General features: G+C 41.5%; 16 protein-coding genes and 2 tRNA genes. 10 read left to right on the forward strand and 8 right to left on the reverse strand.

The window, feature by feature from the left end; translation table 11 throughout:
* Positions 1-73: 73 nt before the first annotated feature.
* The 3 genes from qoxA to ABD006_RS15250 all read right to left on the reverse strand — a co-directional run bounded on the left by qoxA (position 74) and on the right by ABD006_RS15250 (position 4,286).
* On the reverse strand, positions 74-952 hold the full coding sequence (gene qoxA, locus ABD006_RS15240; RefSeq protein ID WP_343842894.1) for a cytochrome aa3 quinol oxidase subunit II: 879 nt from the start codon (positions 950-952) through the stop codon (positions 74-76).
* A 286-nt stretch (positions 953-1,238) separates the two neighbouring features.
* A complete protein-coding gene (locus tag ABD006_RS15245; protein ID WP_343842897.1) occupies positions 1,239-3,140 on the reverse strand; it encodes an ABC transporter ATP-binding protein in 1,902 nt (633 codons plus the stop codon).
* 120 nt (positions 3,141-3,260) lie between these two features.
* Entirely contained in the window at positions 3,261-4,286 is a 1,026-nt protein-coding gene (locus tag ABD006_RS15250; RefSeq protein WP_343842900.1) for a hypothetical protein, read from the reverse strand.
* Between the two features lie 201 nt (positions 4,287-4,487).
* On the opposite strand from ABD006_RS15250, the gene ABD006_RS15255 reads away from it, so the two are divergent.
* Together ABD006_RS15255 and ABD006_RS15260 are read left to right on the forward strand one after the other, a co-directional pair.
* Positions 4,488-5,453, forward strand: coding sequence for a DMT family transporter (locus ABD006_RS15255; protein ID WP_343842903.1), 966 nt, complete (start codon positions 4,488-4,490; stop codon positions 5,451-5,453).
* Positions 5,454-6,165: 712 nt separating this feature from the next.
* Positions 6,166-6,420, forward strand: coding sequence for a YdbC family protein (locus tag ABD006_RS15260; protein ID WP_044164242.1), 255 nt, complete (start codon positions 6,166-6,168; stop codon positions 6,418-6,420).
* 124 nt (positions 6,421-6,544) lie between these two features.
* Here ABD006_RS15260 and ABD006_RS15265 read toward each other — a convergent pair.
* From ABD006_RS15265 to ABD006_RS15275, 3 genes are all read right to left on the reverse strand, one after another.
* Positions 6,545-6,637, reverse strand: a tRNA-Ser gene (locus tag ABD006_RS15265).
* A gap of 10 nt (positions 6,638-6,647) precedes the next feature.
* Positions 6,648-6,720: transfer RNA gene (locus ABD006_RS15270), tRNA-Thr, on the reverse strand.
* A 134-nt stretch (positions 6,721-6,854) separates the two neighbouring features.
* Positions 6,855-7,601 (reverse strand): MerR family transcriptional regulator, encoded by a 747-nt coding sequence (locus ABD006_RS15275; protein WP_343843160.1) that lies wholly within the window; start codon positions 7,599-7,601, stop codon positions 6,855-6,857.
* Between the two features lie 206 nt (positions 7,602-7,807).
* Between ABD006_RS15275 and ABD006_RS15280 the strand changes: the two genes are divergently transcribed.
* From ABD006_RS15280 to ABD006_RS15305, 6 genes are all read left to right on the forward strand, one after another.
* Positions 7,808-8,305 carry a hypothetical protein gene (locus ABD006_RS15280; RefSeq protein WP_343842910.1) on the forward strand — a complete coding sequence of 166 codons (498 nt, stop codon included), beginning with the start codon at positions 7,808-7,810 and terminating at the stop codon, positions 8,303-8,305.
* 50 nt (positions 8,306-8,355) lie between these two features.
* A complete protein-coding gene (locus tag ABD006_RS15285) occupies positions 8,356-9,039 on the forward strand; it encodes a response regulator transcription factor (protein WP_425542236.1) in 684 nt (227 codons plus the stop codon).
* Entirely contained in the window at positions 9,036-10,388 is a 1,353-nt protein-coding gene (locus tag ABD006_RS15290; protein WP_343842913.1) for a sensor histidine kinase, read from the forward strand. The genes ABD006_RS15285 and ABD006_RS15290 overlap by 4 nt, the downstream gene beginning before the upstream one ends.
* A 102-nt stretch (positions 10,389-10,490) precedes the next feature.
* A complete protein-coding gene (locus ABD006_RS15295; RefSeq protein WP_343842916.1) occupies positions 10,491-11,273 on the forward strand; it encodes a PepSY domain-containing protein in 783 nt (260 codons plus the stop codon).
* 57 nt (positions 11,274-11,330) lie between these two features.
* Entirely contained in the window at positions 11,331-11,531 is a 201-nt protein-coding gene (locus ABD006_RS15300; protein ID WP_343842919.1) for a hypothetical protein, read from the forward strand.
* Positions 11,532-11,639: 108 nt separating this feature from the next.
* Entirely contained in the window at positions 11,640-11,849 is a 210-nt protein-coding gene (locus tag ABD006_RS15305; protein ID WP_343842922.1) for a hypothetical protein, read from the forward strand.
* 43 nt (positions 11,850-11,892) lie between these two features.
* Here the strand turns inward: ABD006_RS15305 and ABD006_RS15310 are convergent, their stop codons facing one another.
* Positions 11,893-12,252 carry a Lin0512 family protein gene (locus ABD006_RS15310; RefSeq protein WP_343842925.1) on the reverse strand — a complete coding sequence of 120 codons (360 nt, stop codon included), beginning with the start codon at positions 12,250-12,252 and terminating at the stop codon, positions 11,893-11,895.
* 110 nt (positions 12,253-12,362) lie between these two features.
* Here ABD006_RS15310 and ABD006_RS15315 point away from each other — a divergent pair, with 110 nt between their 5' ends.
* Positions 12,363-12,743, forward strand: a complete 381-nt coding sequence (locus ABD006_RS15315) for a CidA/LrgA family protein (protein WP_343842928.1) — start codon at positions 12,363-12,365, stop codon at positions 12,741-12,743.
* Positions 12,736-13,425 (forward strand): LrgB family protein, encoded by a 690-nt coding sequence (locus ABD006_RS15320; protein ID WP_343842930.1) that lies wholly within the window; start codon positions 12,736-12,738, stop codon positions 13,423-13,425. Before ABD006_RS15315 ends, ABD006_RS15320 begins: the two co-directional genes overlap by 8 nt.
* 72 nt (positions 13,426-13,497) lie before the next feature.
* Here ABD006_RS15320 and mnmH read toward each other — a convergent pair whose 3' ends face one another.
* Complete coding sequence (gene mnmH, locus ABD006_RS15325; protein ID WP_343842932.1) at positions 13,498-14,541, reverse strand: tRNA 2-selenouridine(34) synthase MnmH; 1,044 nt, start codon at positions 14,539-14,541, stop codon at positions 13,498-13,500.
* Positions 14,542-14,581: the final 40 nt, after the last annotated feature.

Below are 14,581 nucleotides of genomic sequence, written 5' to 3' on the forward strand. Positions count from 1 at the left end.
AGTAAATGTCATGAATGTGTTTTTCGGTATAAATGAATCTCGTAAACTTTGAAAACAAAAATCTATCGTAAATCTATTCATTCGTGTTCATATTCTTACTGTCGTGATTCTCTTCCTTCATTGATGAACCATGCTTTTCAGGAGGCGGCATAAAGTCTAAATGTGTGCCTTTAAATGTCAATTGACCTAAATGACCCGGCTCCAGCAGTTCATTAAACCGTTTTTCTGTAATCGGTTCAGCTGTCTGTTTTACCTCATCTACCCACTCATCAAATTCCTTTGGTGGAACAGCCTTTACGTTAAATGTATTTTCGGCAAAGCCTTTACCACTGAAGTTTGCATTTCGTCCCATATATTCACCGGGAACATCAGCAGCTAAGTGTAAAGTAGTAATCATATCGGCCATAGCGTATTTTTGCCCGCCTAATTGCGGAATCCAAAAGCTTGTAATCGGACCATAAGAGTAAAGTTTGAATTCTAATGGTCGATCAGTTGGAACATATAAGTAATTGACCGTTTCGATATCCTGCTCCGGATAACTGAAATGCCATTTCCAGTTTGAAGATGATGCATAGATAACTAACGGTTCTTTATCTTCATATCCTTCTGGGGTGGATTCTACGGCATAGTTACTTTGAACCGAAACAAAGGAGAGAAATGTCACAATTAAAATAGGAACAACGACTACAATGGTCTCAACAATCGGATTTCCTTCGATGTGAGGTGGTTCATAATCATCCGGCTGTTTAGAAGCGCGATATTTTAAAAGGATAAAGGTCAGAATCCCAAATACGACAACCACAATGACTGACATGAGAACGATGGATAGTTTAATCACATCCGCCTGCGTTTCAGCTTGTGGTCCTTTAGGATCTAAAACGAGTAAATCACAGCCTGATAATATCGTAAAAGCAGTAAATACAATGGATAGGAAAGCCCATTTCATTTTCATGCAGGTACCCCTTTCTATTAAAAGTGAATCAATGGACTTGATTTAAGAAGGTGTGATACTTATCACTATCTCTATAGTGTTAATGTTATTTTAGCGGTATGGTATTTCTCAAGAAAAAGTGATGCATTTCACAAAAAGTTCATAAGAAATCAACGAATTTGTGACGGATATGATAAAAGTGTGACAAATCGGGCTTTAATATTTCGTCTATTCAAACTTGTCCACCATATTATGTGGGGCGTATCGACAATGGAGCGAAAAAAGCATACCCGTTTATGGGTATGCTTTAACGATACTGTTCTTCAATGAGCAGGGACAGTTCTTCCCAGCGTTCCATCGCTTTTTCCAGTTTTTCTTTTGTTTCCTGTTGTTCCTCGAATAAATGCTGAGCTTTTTCAACATCACTGCCGGCCTGCTCAATTTCAGCTTGTAATTCCTCTATCCGTTCTTCCAATTCAGTAATGTGGTCTTCTATGGTTCCCCATTCTTTCTGTTCATGATAGGAAAGCTTTTTCCGTTTCTGCTTTTGCGGCTTTTGGTTTTTTTCCTCTTTGTGCAGCTCTTTTTTCTGCTGTTCCTCATGCTGTTTTTCTTCTTTTTTTACGTCCATATATTCTGAATAGCTTCCATAATAAATACGTATTTGTCCATTTTCTTCAAAAGACAGCAGACGATTTACTGTACGATCAAGGAAATAGCGGTCGTGGGATACGGTTATGACAACCCCCGGGAATTCATCCAGATAATTTTCAAGAATGGATAAAGTCTGGATATCCAGATCGTTGGTTGGTTCATCTAAGAATAATACATTCGGCTCTTTCATGAGTATACTTAATAAATAGAGCCGGCGCCGTTCCCCTCCGGATAGCCGGTAAATATAGGTCCACTGCATACTCCTTGGGAACAGGAAGCGTTCCAGCATTTGCTCCGCAGTAATGTAATCCCCGTTGGAGGTTCGGATTACCTCAGCGCTTTGCTTAATATATTCAATGACTCGCAGGTTTTCATCCAGTTCCAGACTTTCCTGGGTGTAATAGCCGATCTTAACGGTTTTTCCAATATCAATATAGCCATCATCGGGCTGTATGCGACCAGCCATCATATTGAGCAGGGTCGTTTTTCCACTTCCATTAGGACCGATAATTCCGATTCGGTCCTTTGGTGTAATGAGAAAACTGAAGTCCTTTAACAGCGGTCGATCTTCAAACTGTTTTGAAACGGATTCTAATTCGATGACCTGTTTTCCCAATCTTGAGGTGCTGAGTTCTATATCAAACGTTTGATTGGTTTGCTGGGGAGTCTGATTTTTCAACTCCTCGACCCTTTGTTTACGTGCTTTTTGTTTCGTGGAACGGGCTTTCGCTCCCCGGCGCAGCCATGCAAGCTCATGTCTAAGTGTATTTTGCCGTTTTTGTTCATTGATTTGGGCCTGCTCTTCTCGTTCGGCTTTCTTTTCCAGAAAGACTTCGTAGTTTCCTTCGTATTGGTATAAGTTGCCTTGATCCAGCTCAAAAATCTGATTGGTCACACGATTAAGGAAATAGCGGTCGTGGGTAACAAGAATGAGAGCCCCTTCGTAGTGGGACAAATATTCCTCCAGCCATTCGATGGTTTCATTATCTAAATGGTTGGTTGGCTCATCCATGATCAGAATATCTGCTGGCTGAATCAGGGATTTGGCAATGGCCACTCGTTTTTTCTGTCCCCCGGATAAGGCGTGTACCGGATGGGAGAAGGTCGTGATTCCCAGACGTGTCAGGACGGTTTTGGCCAGTGCATTAGCATCCCAGGCATTGTCTTCGTCCATCTTTTGCTGAGCAGCCAAAAGCTGCTCCTGTTTTTGTGGGCTTTGAGGATCTGCATTTAAGTGAGCTAATGCTCTCTCATAGTTGCGCATGGTCTCCATGATTTGGGAGTTTCCGGCATAAATATACTCCAGCACAGTTTCGGAGCCATCAAATTCAGGGTTTTGCGGTAAGTATTCAATATGAAAGTGCTTAGCATGGTCAACCTGTCCTTCTTCAGCTGAATCCAGTCCCGCAATGACTTTAAGAAGCGTAGATTTTCCTGTACCATTGACCCCGATCAAACCAATCCGGTCATTTTCCTCAACTGTAAAAGAAATATGATCAAATAACACCTTTTCTCCATATGTTTTCGTTAAATTCTCTATGTTTAATAAACTCATTGGTGCCTGTCACCACCCGAAATTTGTCGAATTATTTAGTGTCTATAAACTAACATGAATAGTATATCATTTAAAGGAAGAGGGGTGGAATAAAAGGGCTAATAATTTAATTCACAAATACTACTGGATCTGAACGGGTTGTTCATGTGTATATTCAAATTCAAAATCATTTCCCATGTTATCAGGCTGTTTTGTATGATAATGATAGGATACACCGATTCCTTTTTTTATAACATATTCTTCTTCATAACGATTATTGGGATAGCCCTCTATTCCATTTATAAAGGATGAAACTCGAATTTCATCGTCCTTTTTATCTGTAATTTCCGAGGTCATAGAATAGGTTTCTCCATCGATTGAGACTTCCTGTTCCCAGGCGGAGCCCTTTTGCACATGATATGGAAGGATCATGCGGGTCGGAGCGATGCCATAAGGAAATGGGAAGATGTTTTCTGTGGAATTTGTTGCCGGATCATGGACTTGATAGACTCTTCCATCTCTTACAAGATAGCTAATAAAAAAGAATGGTGATCCTGCACTCGCTGGGTCTTCTACTTGAACATAATTCTCAAAGAGGGACTCGTGAGTTTCAGGCTCTGATGCTTGTTGAACCTGTACAGCACCATGGGAATATTCAAAGAGTCCGGAATAAATGATTCCTTCTTTATCCTTGATATCAAACCAATCCTGTAACTGTTTATTCTTCGTTTTTGTAAGAACATAATAGAGAAGGGATAATTCATTTTCGTTTAACTGATCCGACGAATGATCGAGCTTCTGTATATCAGAAAAGCCAAGGTCGGTCAAATCCTCTTGCACGACATTCTGAGTCTCTCTGTCTATTGATTGATAAGCCTTGTAAGTTTCTTTTAAAGACACTGGCTGCAATAGGTTAGGTTCCATTTGCGTATAAAAGTCATCGGGCCTTTCTAAGTGCTTATAAGCCGGAACTTTAATGCCTGAGTTTTTATGCTGATTCTGCGCTGGTGATGTGTCTATTTCCTTTTCTTCTTCTTCTGAGTTTATTTTCTCCTCTTCTCCCTGATTGTCTGGTGGATTAGATATAGTCTGACCATTCTGAGAGTTGGACTTAGCACCATCCTCACAAGCGGTCAATAGTAAACTGAATAGAAACAGGCCAGCCATAAACCTTTTTTTTAAAATCATCACGATATTCAAATCCTCCATTTCTTAACAATGAACCTTCCCTAACAAAAATAAAGTAAAACTTCCATCAGTGGGGGGATTACGGCCAGTTCATGCGTGATAAATTTATGACATGATATGTTATACTATTCACCGTTATCCTTTTTATGTCATGAATCTGTGAGGTTGGGAGAAGTGAAAATGAAAGACAATCAATCTCGTATTTGGACGTTTCTGAACAAAAATCGGTGGGCTATAGGGGTTATGATACTAGTAATTACACTCCTCTGGGGTTATGCCTGGGTTCTCATGAAAGATGCCCTTCAGTATATGGGGCCATTTACATTTTCGGCCTTTCGCTTTGGGACGGGTACACTCACAATGATCATCGTATTAGCCATTATGAGGATAGGTTTGCCCCCTAAGGATAAATGGGGTCACTTACTTGTGGCAGGTATTCTGCAGACTAGTATCGTCTTTTTGTTTGTGATGTATGGTTTGCGGTTTGTTGACGCTGGTAAATCCTCTGTTCTGTTATATTCCATGCCTATTTGGAGCAGTATACTGGCTGCTAAGTTTTTAAAAGAGAAAGTTCCCCGGATGAAAATGATTGGGCTTGGTATGGGGTTAATTGGCCTCTTAACCATTCTTGGCTGGGATATTTGGATAAACCAGAACCCGAGTATCATTATTGGAGAGTTACTGATTGTAACTGCGGCCATATCGTGGGGCGCATCAAATGTTTATTACCGCCTGAAATTGAGTGATGTGCCGCAGCTTCAGGTAAATACATATCAGATGCTCTTTGGTACATTGGGGATCATATTAGCAAGCATCGTAATGGAGTGGGGAGATTCGGTACAGCTTACAGGTGAGAGCATTTATTATGTATTATTCACAGGTGTACTTGCTTCTGCCTTGTGCTTCACAGCCTGGTTCTTTTTATTGAGTCTAATTGACATGGTCACAACAACGATTTCTACTCTGCTTGTTCCTGTTTTTGGGATGTTTTTTGGCTGGTTATTACTGGATGAGAAATTAACCATAAGCATTATTATTGGTTCCGTTCTGATTCTGAGTGGGATCATTATTGCCAATGTGTATCGTGGTCCGGCTAATCGCAAAACATATATTTCGAAGCATGAGGCCGAGAGCCAGGGTGGCTAAGGAATGGTCACTTCCGCTGATTAAAGTTTTATAGAATAACAGGCTCCCGTATCAAAAAAAGATGCGGGAATTTTTAATGGCCAAGAAAATTGTAAAATAATCGATTAGTGGATAAGAAATCGGGAGAGGCGACATCCGGCTCCAGCGCCCAGCGACTAGCGAGACTTCCTTCACCTCCGTACGATAAGTCAACATCGACTCACAAGGTTCGTCGTGTTTCCTTTTCCGCGTGTTAACTTCTGTAAGACCCCCTGTAAGAAATAAGTGGGGGTCAACAGCCAGTAAACACCCGATTTGTTCAACTAACAATCCGTGGGGGATGAACCCCCACTAATTGAAGTTTCACTTTATCTCCTCCGGCTCAGTCCTGTCCGTACGTCGCTAATAGAAAAGCGGAGGCGACTGTTCAGGTCATGCGGGATAAGACGAAGACATGTAGTGGCATGGGTTTGGCCACGGAATGGCTTTGGCTTATATCCGCCTTGACCTAGGAGCCGCAGCTGGACAAACGGGCGCTTCCGTCTTTGTTAATTTGCTCATATTTGTATTCATTTTGCTTTTCAGACGGAAAAAATGAAAATAACAGCTAAGCATTTTTATTTTTCATTTATTAAATCGGTCCTGTTTTCTCCTTTTCGGAATTTGCGCAGGGTATAAAAGAAAGACATAATAAGCACATTCAATTATTTATTTCAGGAAGGAGATTTAAAGAATGGCAGATTTTAAGTATGAGATTGTAAAAACCATTGCTGTATTGTCTGAGTCAACAAAAGGCTGGACAAAGGAATTTAATGTTATCAGCTGGAATGGCAGGGATCCTAAGTATGATCTGCGGGATTGGGCACCCAATCATGAGCGTATGGGCAGGGGAGTAACCCTGTCAAATGAAGAAGCGGATAAATTGAAAGAAGTGCTTAATGATCAAGTCACCCCAGAACTAACACCTGCAGGAACTTTAAAAGAATAGAAAAATAAAGGAACACATTCATCAATAAAGAGAATGTGTTCCTTCACGTAGAAATAGGTTATTCATGATAGCACAGTTTGAAATGGTTCTTACTTAGAGGATTTTACTTCGTGTGGTTAGGTTATGGCGGAGAAGGTGGGATTCGAACCCACGCGACGGTTGCCCGTCCTAATGCATTTCGAGTGCATCCCCTTCAGCCGGACTTGGGTACTTCTCCACATAGAAGATGCTGGTGAGAGGATTCGAACCTCCGACCCCTTCATTACGAGTGAAGTGCACTGCCAACTGTGCTACACCAGCATAATTTCATAGACAAGCGCTAAAAGTCACATAGAATATAATAAAACATTCTTCGGAAATCTGCAAGAGTCAGTTGATAAATTCCTCATTTTAACAGACGGACAGGGGGATTCGTAATGAATCCCCCTGTCTGGTTACTTTTGATTACGATCTGCATAAACCGCCATGGCATCACGCATAAATACAGCTAATCCTTCGCCGTACTGATCAATATTTTTCGTAAATCGTTCATCAGCGACATACATCTGGCCTAAGCCTTTAAATGCATCTAAGGAGTAGTGACCGATTTTATTAAGATAATCATACCAGACTTTAATAGCCACCTGAGCCTCTTCAGAATCGGGGGATGAATGACGGATAGCAGCCAGATCCTTATATATTCTGTCAAACTCTTCCCCTAATGCCTTCTGTTGTTCGTGAGACATACGTCCTATTTTATGATTGGATTCATCTACAGCTTTATCTCCCCATCGTTTACGGGCTTCCTGTTCATAGGGATTGTGACTGAAATCAAATCCTGCAAATTTCTCTTTATCAGACATGGTGATTTCCCCTTTCTCATTTTGAATCGTCCTGTCGATTGTTCTGATCATCTGGTCCAGACGCCGGCGTTTTTCCTCCAGCATTTTTCTATGCATAAGAAGAGCTTCTTCACGGTCAAAGTCCGGGCGATTCATGATTTCCTTTATTTTTTTCAAAGGGAAGTCAAGCTCTCGGAAAAATAAGATTTGCTGCAGTCTGCTCAGATCTTTTTCTGAATATATCCGATATCCTGAGGCATTTTTTTGCGCAGGTGTGAGCAAACCGATTTCATCATAGTGGTGAAGGGTGCGCACACTGATACCTGCTATTTCTGCCAGTTCTTTTACCTTCATTCTTATGAACCTCCCTTGTACTCTTAACTTTAAAGGATAACGTAACGTAAGGGTCAATAAAAATGTGAAAAATTTTTCTAGCCTATATTAAACAATGTTGCACCAGTTTCTTTCCTTCCTATGTCTTTCATCACAGACAATCGTTGAGGCAAAATGATAGTAATGGGGAAGGATAGTAGTACGGAAATGACGTAAAATTGGGGGAGAAAACAGTGAATAAGTGGTTTTACTTCAATCTGTTCCTGCTGGCGCTGGCGGTTTGGCAGGGGGTGCTTAATGGAATCGCGAACATTTCCATCTGGTTCGGAATAAGGGGATTAACGTTTATTTTATATAACTGGAATATGCACTCGTTTTTTTCGGAAATACGGAACGAATCTGATCGTAAACGGAAAATAAAAATAGCGAATATAGCCAGAAAACTGATGCCTCATCATACATGGGTCGGGTTTGCTGCCTGTGGTCTCATCACCCTTCATCTTGTCCTGATTTTGAATAACTATGGGTGGAATATCGAGAGCCTGAAAATGGTGAGTGGAGTCATTGCTTTCATGGCTTTGATTGCCCAAACCGTAAGTGGGTGGATGAGAAAGGTAAGGCTACAGGAAAAGACGACGAGCCCATTTACGTCTCGGCTTTATTCTGTTTTTCAGTATCCTGCTTCATATTTTGCTGTAGACAGAGGATTTTTTACACCCCAAAAAGAATGAAGTGATGTAGACTCATTATAAAGATACCTGCGTTGGAGGGGTGTATAGCTGTGACGAAAGTTCTGATTGTGGAGGATGAAAAGAAGCTGGCGAGAGCTTTGCAGCTGGAACTGGAATATGAAGGCTATGAAGCGGAGAGTGTCCTTGATGGGAAGGAAGCTGTTGAACATATTCTACAGGATACAAGGCTTGATTTAATTCTTTTAGATATTCAATTACCAGGACTGAGTGGCTTTGAGGTTTTACGAAGAGTCAGACGTGAAGGAGTTCAGATTCCTATATTGCTGCTAACAGCCCGGGATGAGGTCCATGATAAAGTGAGTGGTCTTGATTTAGGGGCGAATGATTACCTGACCAAGCCTTTCCAGATTGAAGAACTGCTGGCCAGGGTTCGTGCCCATCTCAGACAGCAGCCAAAGCAGCAGGAGGATATTCTCAGAATGGAGGAGTTATCCGTTAATCTTCAGACCAGAACAGTCAGGAGGGGGCAGGATCTGATTGAGCTGACCCCGAGAGAGTTTGACCTGTTAGTCTTTCTGCTGAAAAATGAAAACCAGGTATTAACCAGGGAACAGATTATTGAACAGGTTTGGGGCTATGATTATTTAGGGGATACCAATGTAGTGGATGTATATATCCGCTATCTGAGACAGAAAATTGACAAACCCTATTCCAAGGCCTATATCCATACGATTCGAGGGGTTGGCTACTCGGCAAGGAACGGTCAGGTATGAAGCTGAAAACAAAGATTCAGGTCTATGCTACCCTGGTTTTACTCATTACTATACTATGTATTAATACCGCTATATTCCTTCTGTTCAATAAGATAACTGTAGACGCTGAGGTTAATCGGGTAAAGGCTGAAGCTGATACGTTAATGGAATCCCTGGCAACAAATATGAATACAGGTGTCAATCTGGATGAACTGTTAAAGGCTTATGTTCCTAATCAGGGTATTGTACGTATCATTAATAATGAGGAAATGACCATCCATACGGTGACAAAAAAATCAAAGTATTACAACCTTTCAGCAGACTATATACAAAAAGAAACGCATGACATCGTGGAAGGACAGGATGGTATGCGATATGCCGTCATTTCAACCCCGATGATCTGGGAAAATGGGGAAGTCGTAACTCTTCAGGTAGCCGAGGAGCTTATCAACCTTGAAGACACTATGTCGACGTTATTTTATGTTTTGCTGTTTGCATCATTAATCATGGTGATTCCTGCACTGATTGGGGCCCGGGTCCTCAGTAACTCTTTATTAAGACCAATCCAGCGCCTGACCAATATTATGACTGAGAATGCCAGTCAGGGGCAAATGAAGAAAATTCGACTGTCAGGCCGTTCTAAGGATGAACTCCATCAGATGAGCAGTACATATAATCAAATGATTGATCGACTTAGAGAAAGCTTTACACGTCAGGAGCAATTTGTTTCCGATGCCTCTCATGAGCTGAAAACGCCAATATCTGTAATTAAGAGCTATACTCAATTGCTGAATAGATGGGGAAGAAAAAAACCTGAAGTCTTTGAGGAAGCTACTGAAGCCATTCAAACCGAGACTGATCGAATGGATGCGATGATTCGTCAAATGCTCACTCTGGCCCGGAACCAGAAGAGTGACCACCTTAAGCTTGAATCTGTCAATCTCACTGCTCTCCTGCAGGATTGTGTGAGAGCATTTTCGGTGACTTATGACAGAGATATTCAGCTTTTTTCCACGGAAAATAAGTTAGAAGGCAGGGTGGATCGTGAAAAAATCAATCAGGTGTTCTACATTCTGATTGATAATGCCTGTAAATACAGCCAGGATGAGGTTCATGTGTACACCGATTCTTCAGAAGGCTATATTCAGGTTAAGGTTCAGGACTTTGGCGAGGGTATTCCGGAAGCAGACGTAGAACGTATTTTTGACCGGTTTTACCGGGTGGATAAGGCAAGAAGTCGTGATAACGGTGGTACGGGCTTAGGTTTGTCCATTGCAAAGCACATTGTTGAGAGCCATAATGGAATCATTACTGTTGATACAGAGCTGGGTAATGGAACAGCCTTTACCGTTAAGCTTCCGAAATCTTAGATATTTCCATTCATTTTCTCATCAAATTTTAATCTTTCTCACATTGTCTTTTCATCTCCGTTGTCTATGATAAAGACAGTAAAAGAAATAGGAGGGAAAAGCATGAAGAAAAAAATTCTTGTTTCTGTCATGGCCATTATAGTAGCCTTTGGTGCGGGAATGGGGATCCATCAGATGACCAAAACTTCCTCGGCAGCATCATTATCTATAGAAGAGGCGCGTAAAATTGCCGAGCAGCAGTTTCCGGGTGAAGTGGTTGAAATTGGGCTTGAAAAGGATGGCAATCGTGCTGTCTATGAAATGGAAATTAAGGGTGATGGTCAGGAGTATGAACTGCTGCTTGATGGAGAAACAGGTGAAGTCATTAAATTAGAACAAAAAGCTGCAGCGAAAATTGACACAGAGAAACAGTCAGGACAGTCACAAAAGCCTTCAGACCAGTCGGATGATAAAAAGCAGGAGGGTTCATCCGGAAAGAAATCGGATGATGATGCAAATTCTGAGCCATCTCAAAATGACCCAGAAGACCAATCATCCAATCAGCCAAAAGATGATCATCATGATGACAAAGATGTAAAACAAGATAAAAACAACGATTCTAAAAGTGATGGGAATGGCAATCAAAAATCAGATGATGACCCTGAAGCAGTCAGATTCGAACAGCCTAAAAAAGAAAAACTACCCATTATTCAGGCTCAGGCTATTGAAATTGCCCGAGCAGAAATTAATTTTGATGGAAAAGTAGAAGAGGTTGAACTTGACGATGATGATGGCCGCTTATACTACGAAATCGAAATGGTAAGTGCAACCCATGAAGCAGACATTGAAATTGATGCTTATACGGGTGCTGTTTTATCCATATCCACAGAGCGAGAAGAGGATTAAGAACAAAAAATGGTTAAAAAAACACGTTATCCGAGAGTTATAATCGGATAACGTGTTATGTTCCGTTCACCTAAGGGAGAAACAGAATATCCTGTAGCTGAGCCTGAAGATGATGCACCAAAAGCACCAATGTGGACTGAGCGTTGGGGACTTTGGATGGCATTACTATTAGCCGTTATGGCCATGGCGTATGTTGTACCAATTGTTGATATGATTATGAATGCACCTCCAGGGTCACCGCCAATTAGAACCTGGTAAAATTTTTGAGCCAAGTATAAGTGGATCTGCTGACCATGAAATACTTGGCTCTCATTTTTAAAGGAAGTGATTCCATGAAGCAAAACAAGCGAAACTGGATGGCTGTGATTGCGGTTCCAAAATTTAACTTATCTGTTTTTCACTTTTATGTTATTTGCCATGGCCTGGATTTATATTAGCGCCGATGAACAAATTTGTAATAACTATCTTGAAGTAGAGCAGAAAACCCTCGGATGGGGGTCTTTAGCCCTTGCAATATGCTTAATCATCTATGTAGTACAGGTTATGTTTATGAATAAACCGGAAGAAGAGCGCTGACCCTTCAGTATATTAGCTGACTTAAGGGATCAGCGCTTTTGTTTTAATATCCTACTTCAACTGAGGCTACTGCGATAACCATTAAGTCGTTTTGGTCTTCTTTATCTTCAAGTACGATGCCGTGGGTGGTGGCAAGACCTCCGTGTTGAACTTCCAATGTCACCTGACCATATGGAATTTCAGCTTTTACGGCCTCCTCATCTAACTGCTCCTGATTGGAGGGTACACCAAGTTTGATCTTTACCTGCATATTTTCCAGACTTTGATCGGGTAGTAATTCCTTAATTCCAGGCATAGAGTTAAAATGAATGGCATTATGGACCGCTCGAACAGCAGCTTTTGTTACGTTCTGGCCGTGTACATCAATTCCCATTCCGGTTTCAATGAACAGAAGTTTTTTCATTATGAATGCTCCTTTATACCATTAAATATGCTACCCTATATTATAATAATATAAAGATAGCTGGGTAAAATGAGTAGCTTAATATTCAGACAGAGGAGGCCCGTGAAGACTTGGGAAACGTTTATACTTTAGCAAAAGTCATTCTTCAAATAGGTATTATATCTTTATTCTATATGGTGGGTACCTGGATTCAACAGCTATTTCATCTGATGATCCCCGGAAGTATTATTGGTATGCTCCTGCTTTTCGTTACGCTGCTGACAACAAAATTTAAACCGGCTTGGATAGAGGATGGTGCAAATCTATTAATAAAGCATCTGCCATTATTATTTATCCCTGTCACGGTTGGAATTATAAATTATTTATTTATTTTTGAGGGAAAGGGACTCGTTCTGATACCGATTGCCTTTGTCAGCACAATCCTGGTGATTGCAGGTTCCGGTGCGGTGAGTCAGTACCTGGCGGGAAAAAAGGTGACGGAGCATGAATAGTCTTTTGATCATCCTGGCAGGTTTGATAGGAACCTTTATCGCGTATACAGGAGCTTTATATTTGTACCAGAGATTCCCCTATCCAGTTTTGCTGCCTGTGTTTGTTGCAACTCTCATTATTGCTATATCCCTTCTTATGTTCGATGTTCCTTATGAAGCCTATATGCAAGGAGGGAAATGGATCGATTGGCTGCTTGGACCTGCTGTTGTGGCACTGGCATTTCCGCTTTATAAACAATGGGAGCTTGTAAAAAAATATCCCTATCCATTACTGGCTGGAGTAGGGGTCGGATCAGTGCTTGGAATTTCCACAGGACTATTGTTAGCCAAGTGGTTTCAGTTCGATGACCAGATTATATATTCGATGATTCCGAAAAACTCCACCACACCTGTGGCGATGGATATTACGGAGTCTCTGGGCGGAATCGCACCTATGGCAACCGTGTTTGTAATGATTGCCGGGATTGGTGGTGCCATTACAGGACCAACCATTTTAAAGTGGTGTGGGATTACTCATTTCTTAGGGATGGGAGTGGGGATGGGGAGTGCTTCTCACGCGATTGGCACCTCCAAAACCATGGAACAGAGTGTGCAGGCAGGAGCTGTCAGCACGGTGGCTATGACATTGAGCGCCATTGCTATCTCTATTTTAAGTCCGGTCTTTTCCTATCTTTTGCTGTAAATGAAGCCTTAAAAAGCAGAGCTAAAATGGCAGGTTGAAACATTCCTTTCCATCATCTGCTCCTCCTGCCTATTACTGCACCACATTCATCTCGGCCAGTAACTGCTTAATTTGCTTTGTGGCATCCTCGACACTTTCAGCCTTAATCGGAATAATATGATCCTCGGCATATTGGGTGATGGAGTGCAGATAACGGGGATCATAGTAATAATCCAATAAGCGATCAACAGCTGTCTTATAATCCCCCGTTTTAAGGGCTTCTTCAATTTCTTTCGCTACAGGTGTATGGATTCGCTTTTTAATTTTATTGAACGCTTCTAAGCATTGCTCGGGATAATTCCATGGCTGGTATTCATCCAGGATGACTCTGATTCGTTCTTCTCTGGGCAGCTCTATATAGAACTGTACCCCTTTCTCTTTTTTATTCATTAAAAAGTCTGGAAGGACAGCCTTTCCAATCCGCTTACTTTCACCTTCCATTAGTACATATTCACGGTCCTGATAATTCACGAGTTCCTGAAGAAGAAGGGAATCAAATGTCTTCTGGTTATGAGGTCTGCGGCCGACCTGTCCAAAAATGGATCCCCGATGATTTGCCATTCCTTCTAAGTCCAACACAGGATAACCTTCTGATTTTAATTGCTGCAAAATCTCAGTTTTTCCTGTTCCGGTGTAGCCATTTAAAACAAAGGCACGGGGCTTCATATCGAAGTTTTCCAGCGTTTCGACGACCCAATTCCGATAAGTCCGGTAGCCGCCATTCAGACGGTAAACAGGGGTTCCGGCCAGGTCTACAACTGTTGCAGCAGCTTTACTCCGCATACCTCCCCGCCAGCAATAAACCACCTTTTCTCCTTTTAAATCCTTCACTTGTTTTATAAAATCAGGAAGCTTGGCAGAGAAGATCTCAATTCCCCGTTCTCTTGCTGCTTTTGGGCTCTCCTGCTTATAAATGGTTCCAACTTCTTTTCGTTCTTCATCATCAAAAACAGGGATGTTCACACTTCCAGGAATCCTTGAATCCTCATATTCTGATGGTGATCGGACATCAATGATGGAGATTTTCCCCTGCTCTGCTTTTGTCTGTAACTCATCTAATGCCATGTCTTGAAACATATCAATCAGCCTTTCTAATCTTAGAAAAAACGTATCCTTC

Origin of the sequence: Salinibacillus aidingensis (assembly GCF_039522525.1) — a bacterium.
Lineage (GTDB): Bacteria > Bacillota > Bacilli > Bacillales > Alkalibacillaceae > Salinibacillus > Salinibacillus aidingensis.

Bases quoted from the DNA above. Each gene is read 5' to 3' on its own strand.
- ABD006_RS15310 (WP_343842925.1), bottom strand. From the start codon at position 12,252: ATGAAAAAACTTCTGTTCATTGAAACCGGAATGGGAATTGATGTACAC.
- ABD006_RS15250 (WP_343842900.1), bottom strand. From the start codon at position 4,286: ATGGCTGGCCTGTTTCTATTCAGTTTACTATTGACCGCTTGTGAGGAT.
- ABD006_RS15245 (WP_343842897.1), bottom strand. From the start codon at position 3,140: ATGAGTTTATTAAACATAGAGAATTTAACGAAAACATATGGAGAAAAG.
- ABD006_RS15295 (WP_343842916.1), top strand. From the start codon at position 10,491: ATGAAGAAAAAAATTCTTGTTTCTGTCATGGCCATTATAGTAGCCTTT.
- ABD006_RS15300 (WP_343842919.1), top strand. From the start codon at position 11,331: ATGTTCCGTTCACCTAAGGGAGAAACAGAATATCCTGTAGCTGAGCCT.
- ABD006_RS15320 (WP_343842930.1), top strand. From the start codon at position 12,736: ATGAATAGTCTTTTGATCATCCTGGCAGGTTTGATAGGAACCTTTATC.
- ABD006_RS15255 (WP_343842903.1), top strand. From the start codon at position 4,488: ATGAAAGACAATCAATCTCGTATTTGGACGTTTCTGAACAAAAATCGG.
- ABD006_RS15260 (WP_044164242.1), top strand. From the start codon at position 6,166: ATGGCAGATTTTAAGTATGAGATTGTAAAAACCATTGCTGTATTGTCT.
- qoxA (WP_343842894.1), bottom strand. From the start codon at position 952: ATGAAAATGAAATGGGCTTTCCTATCCATTGTATTTACTGCTTTTACG.
- mnmH (WP_343842932.1), bottom strand. From the start codon at position 14,541: ATGTTTCAAGACATGGCATTAGATGAGTTACAGACAAAAGCAGAGCAG.
- ABD006_RS15290 (WP_343842913.1), top strand. From the start codon at position 9,036: ATGAAGCTGAAAACAAAGATTCAGGTCTATGCTACCCTGGTTTTACTC.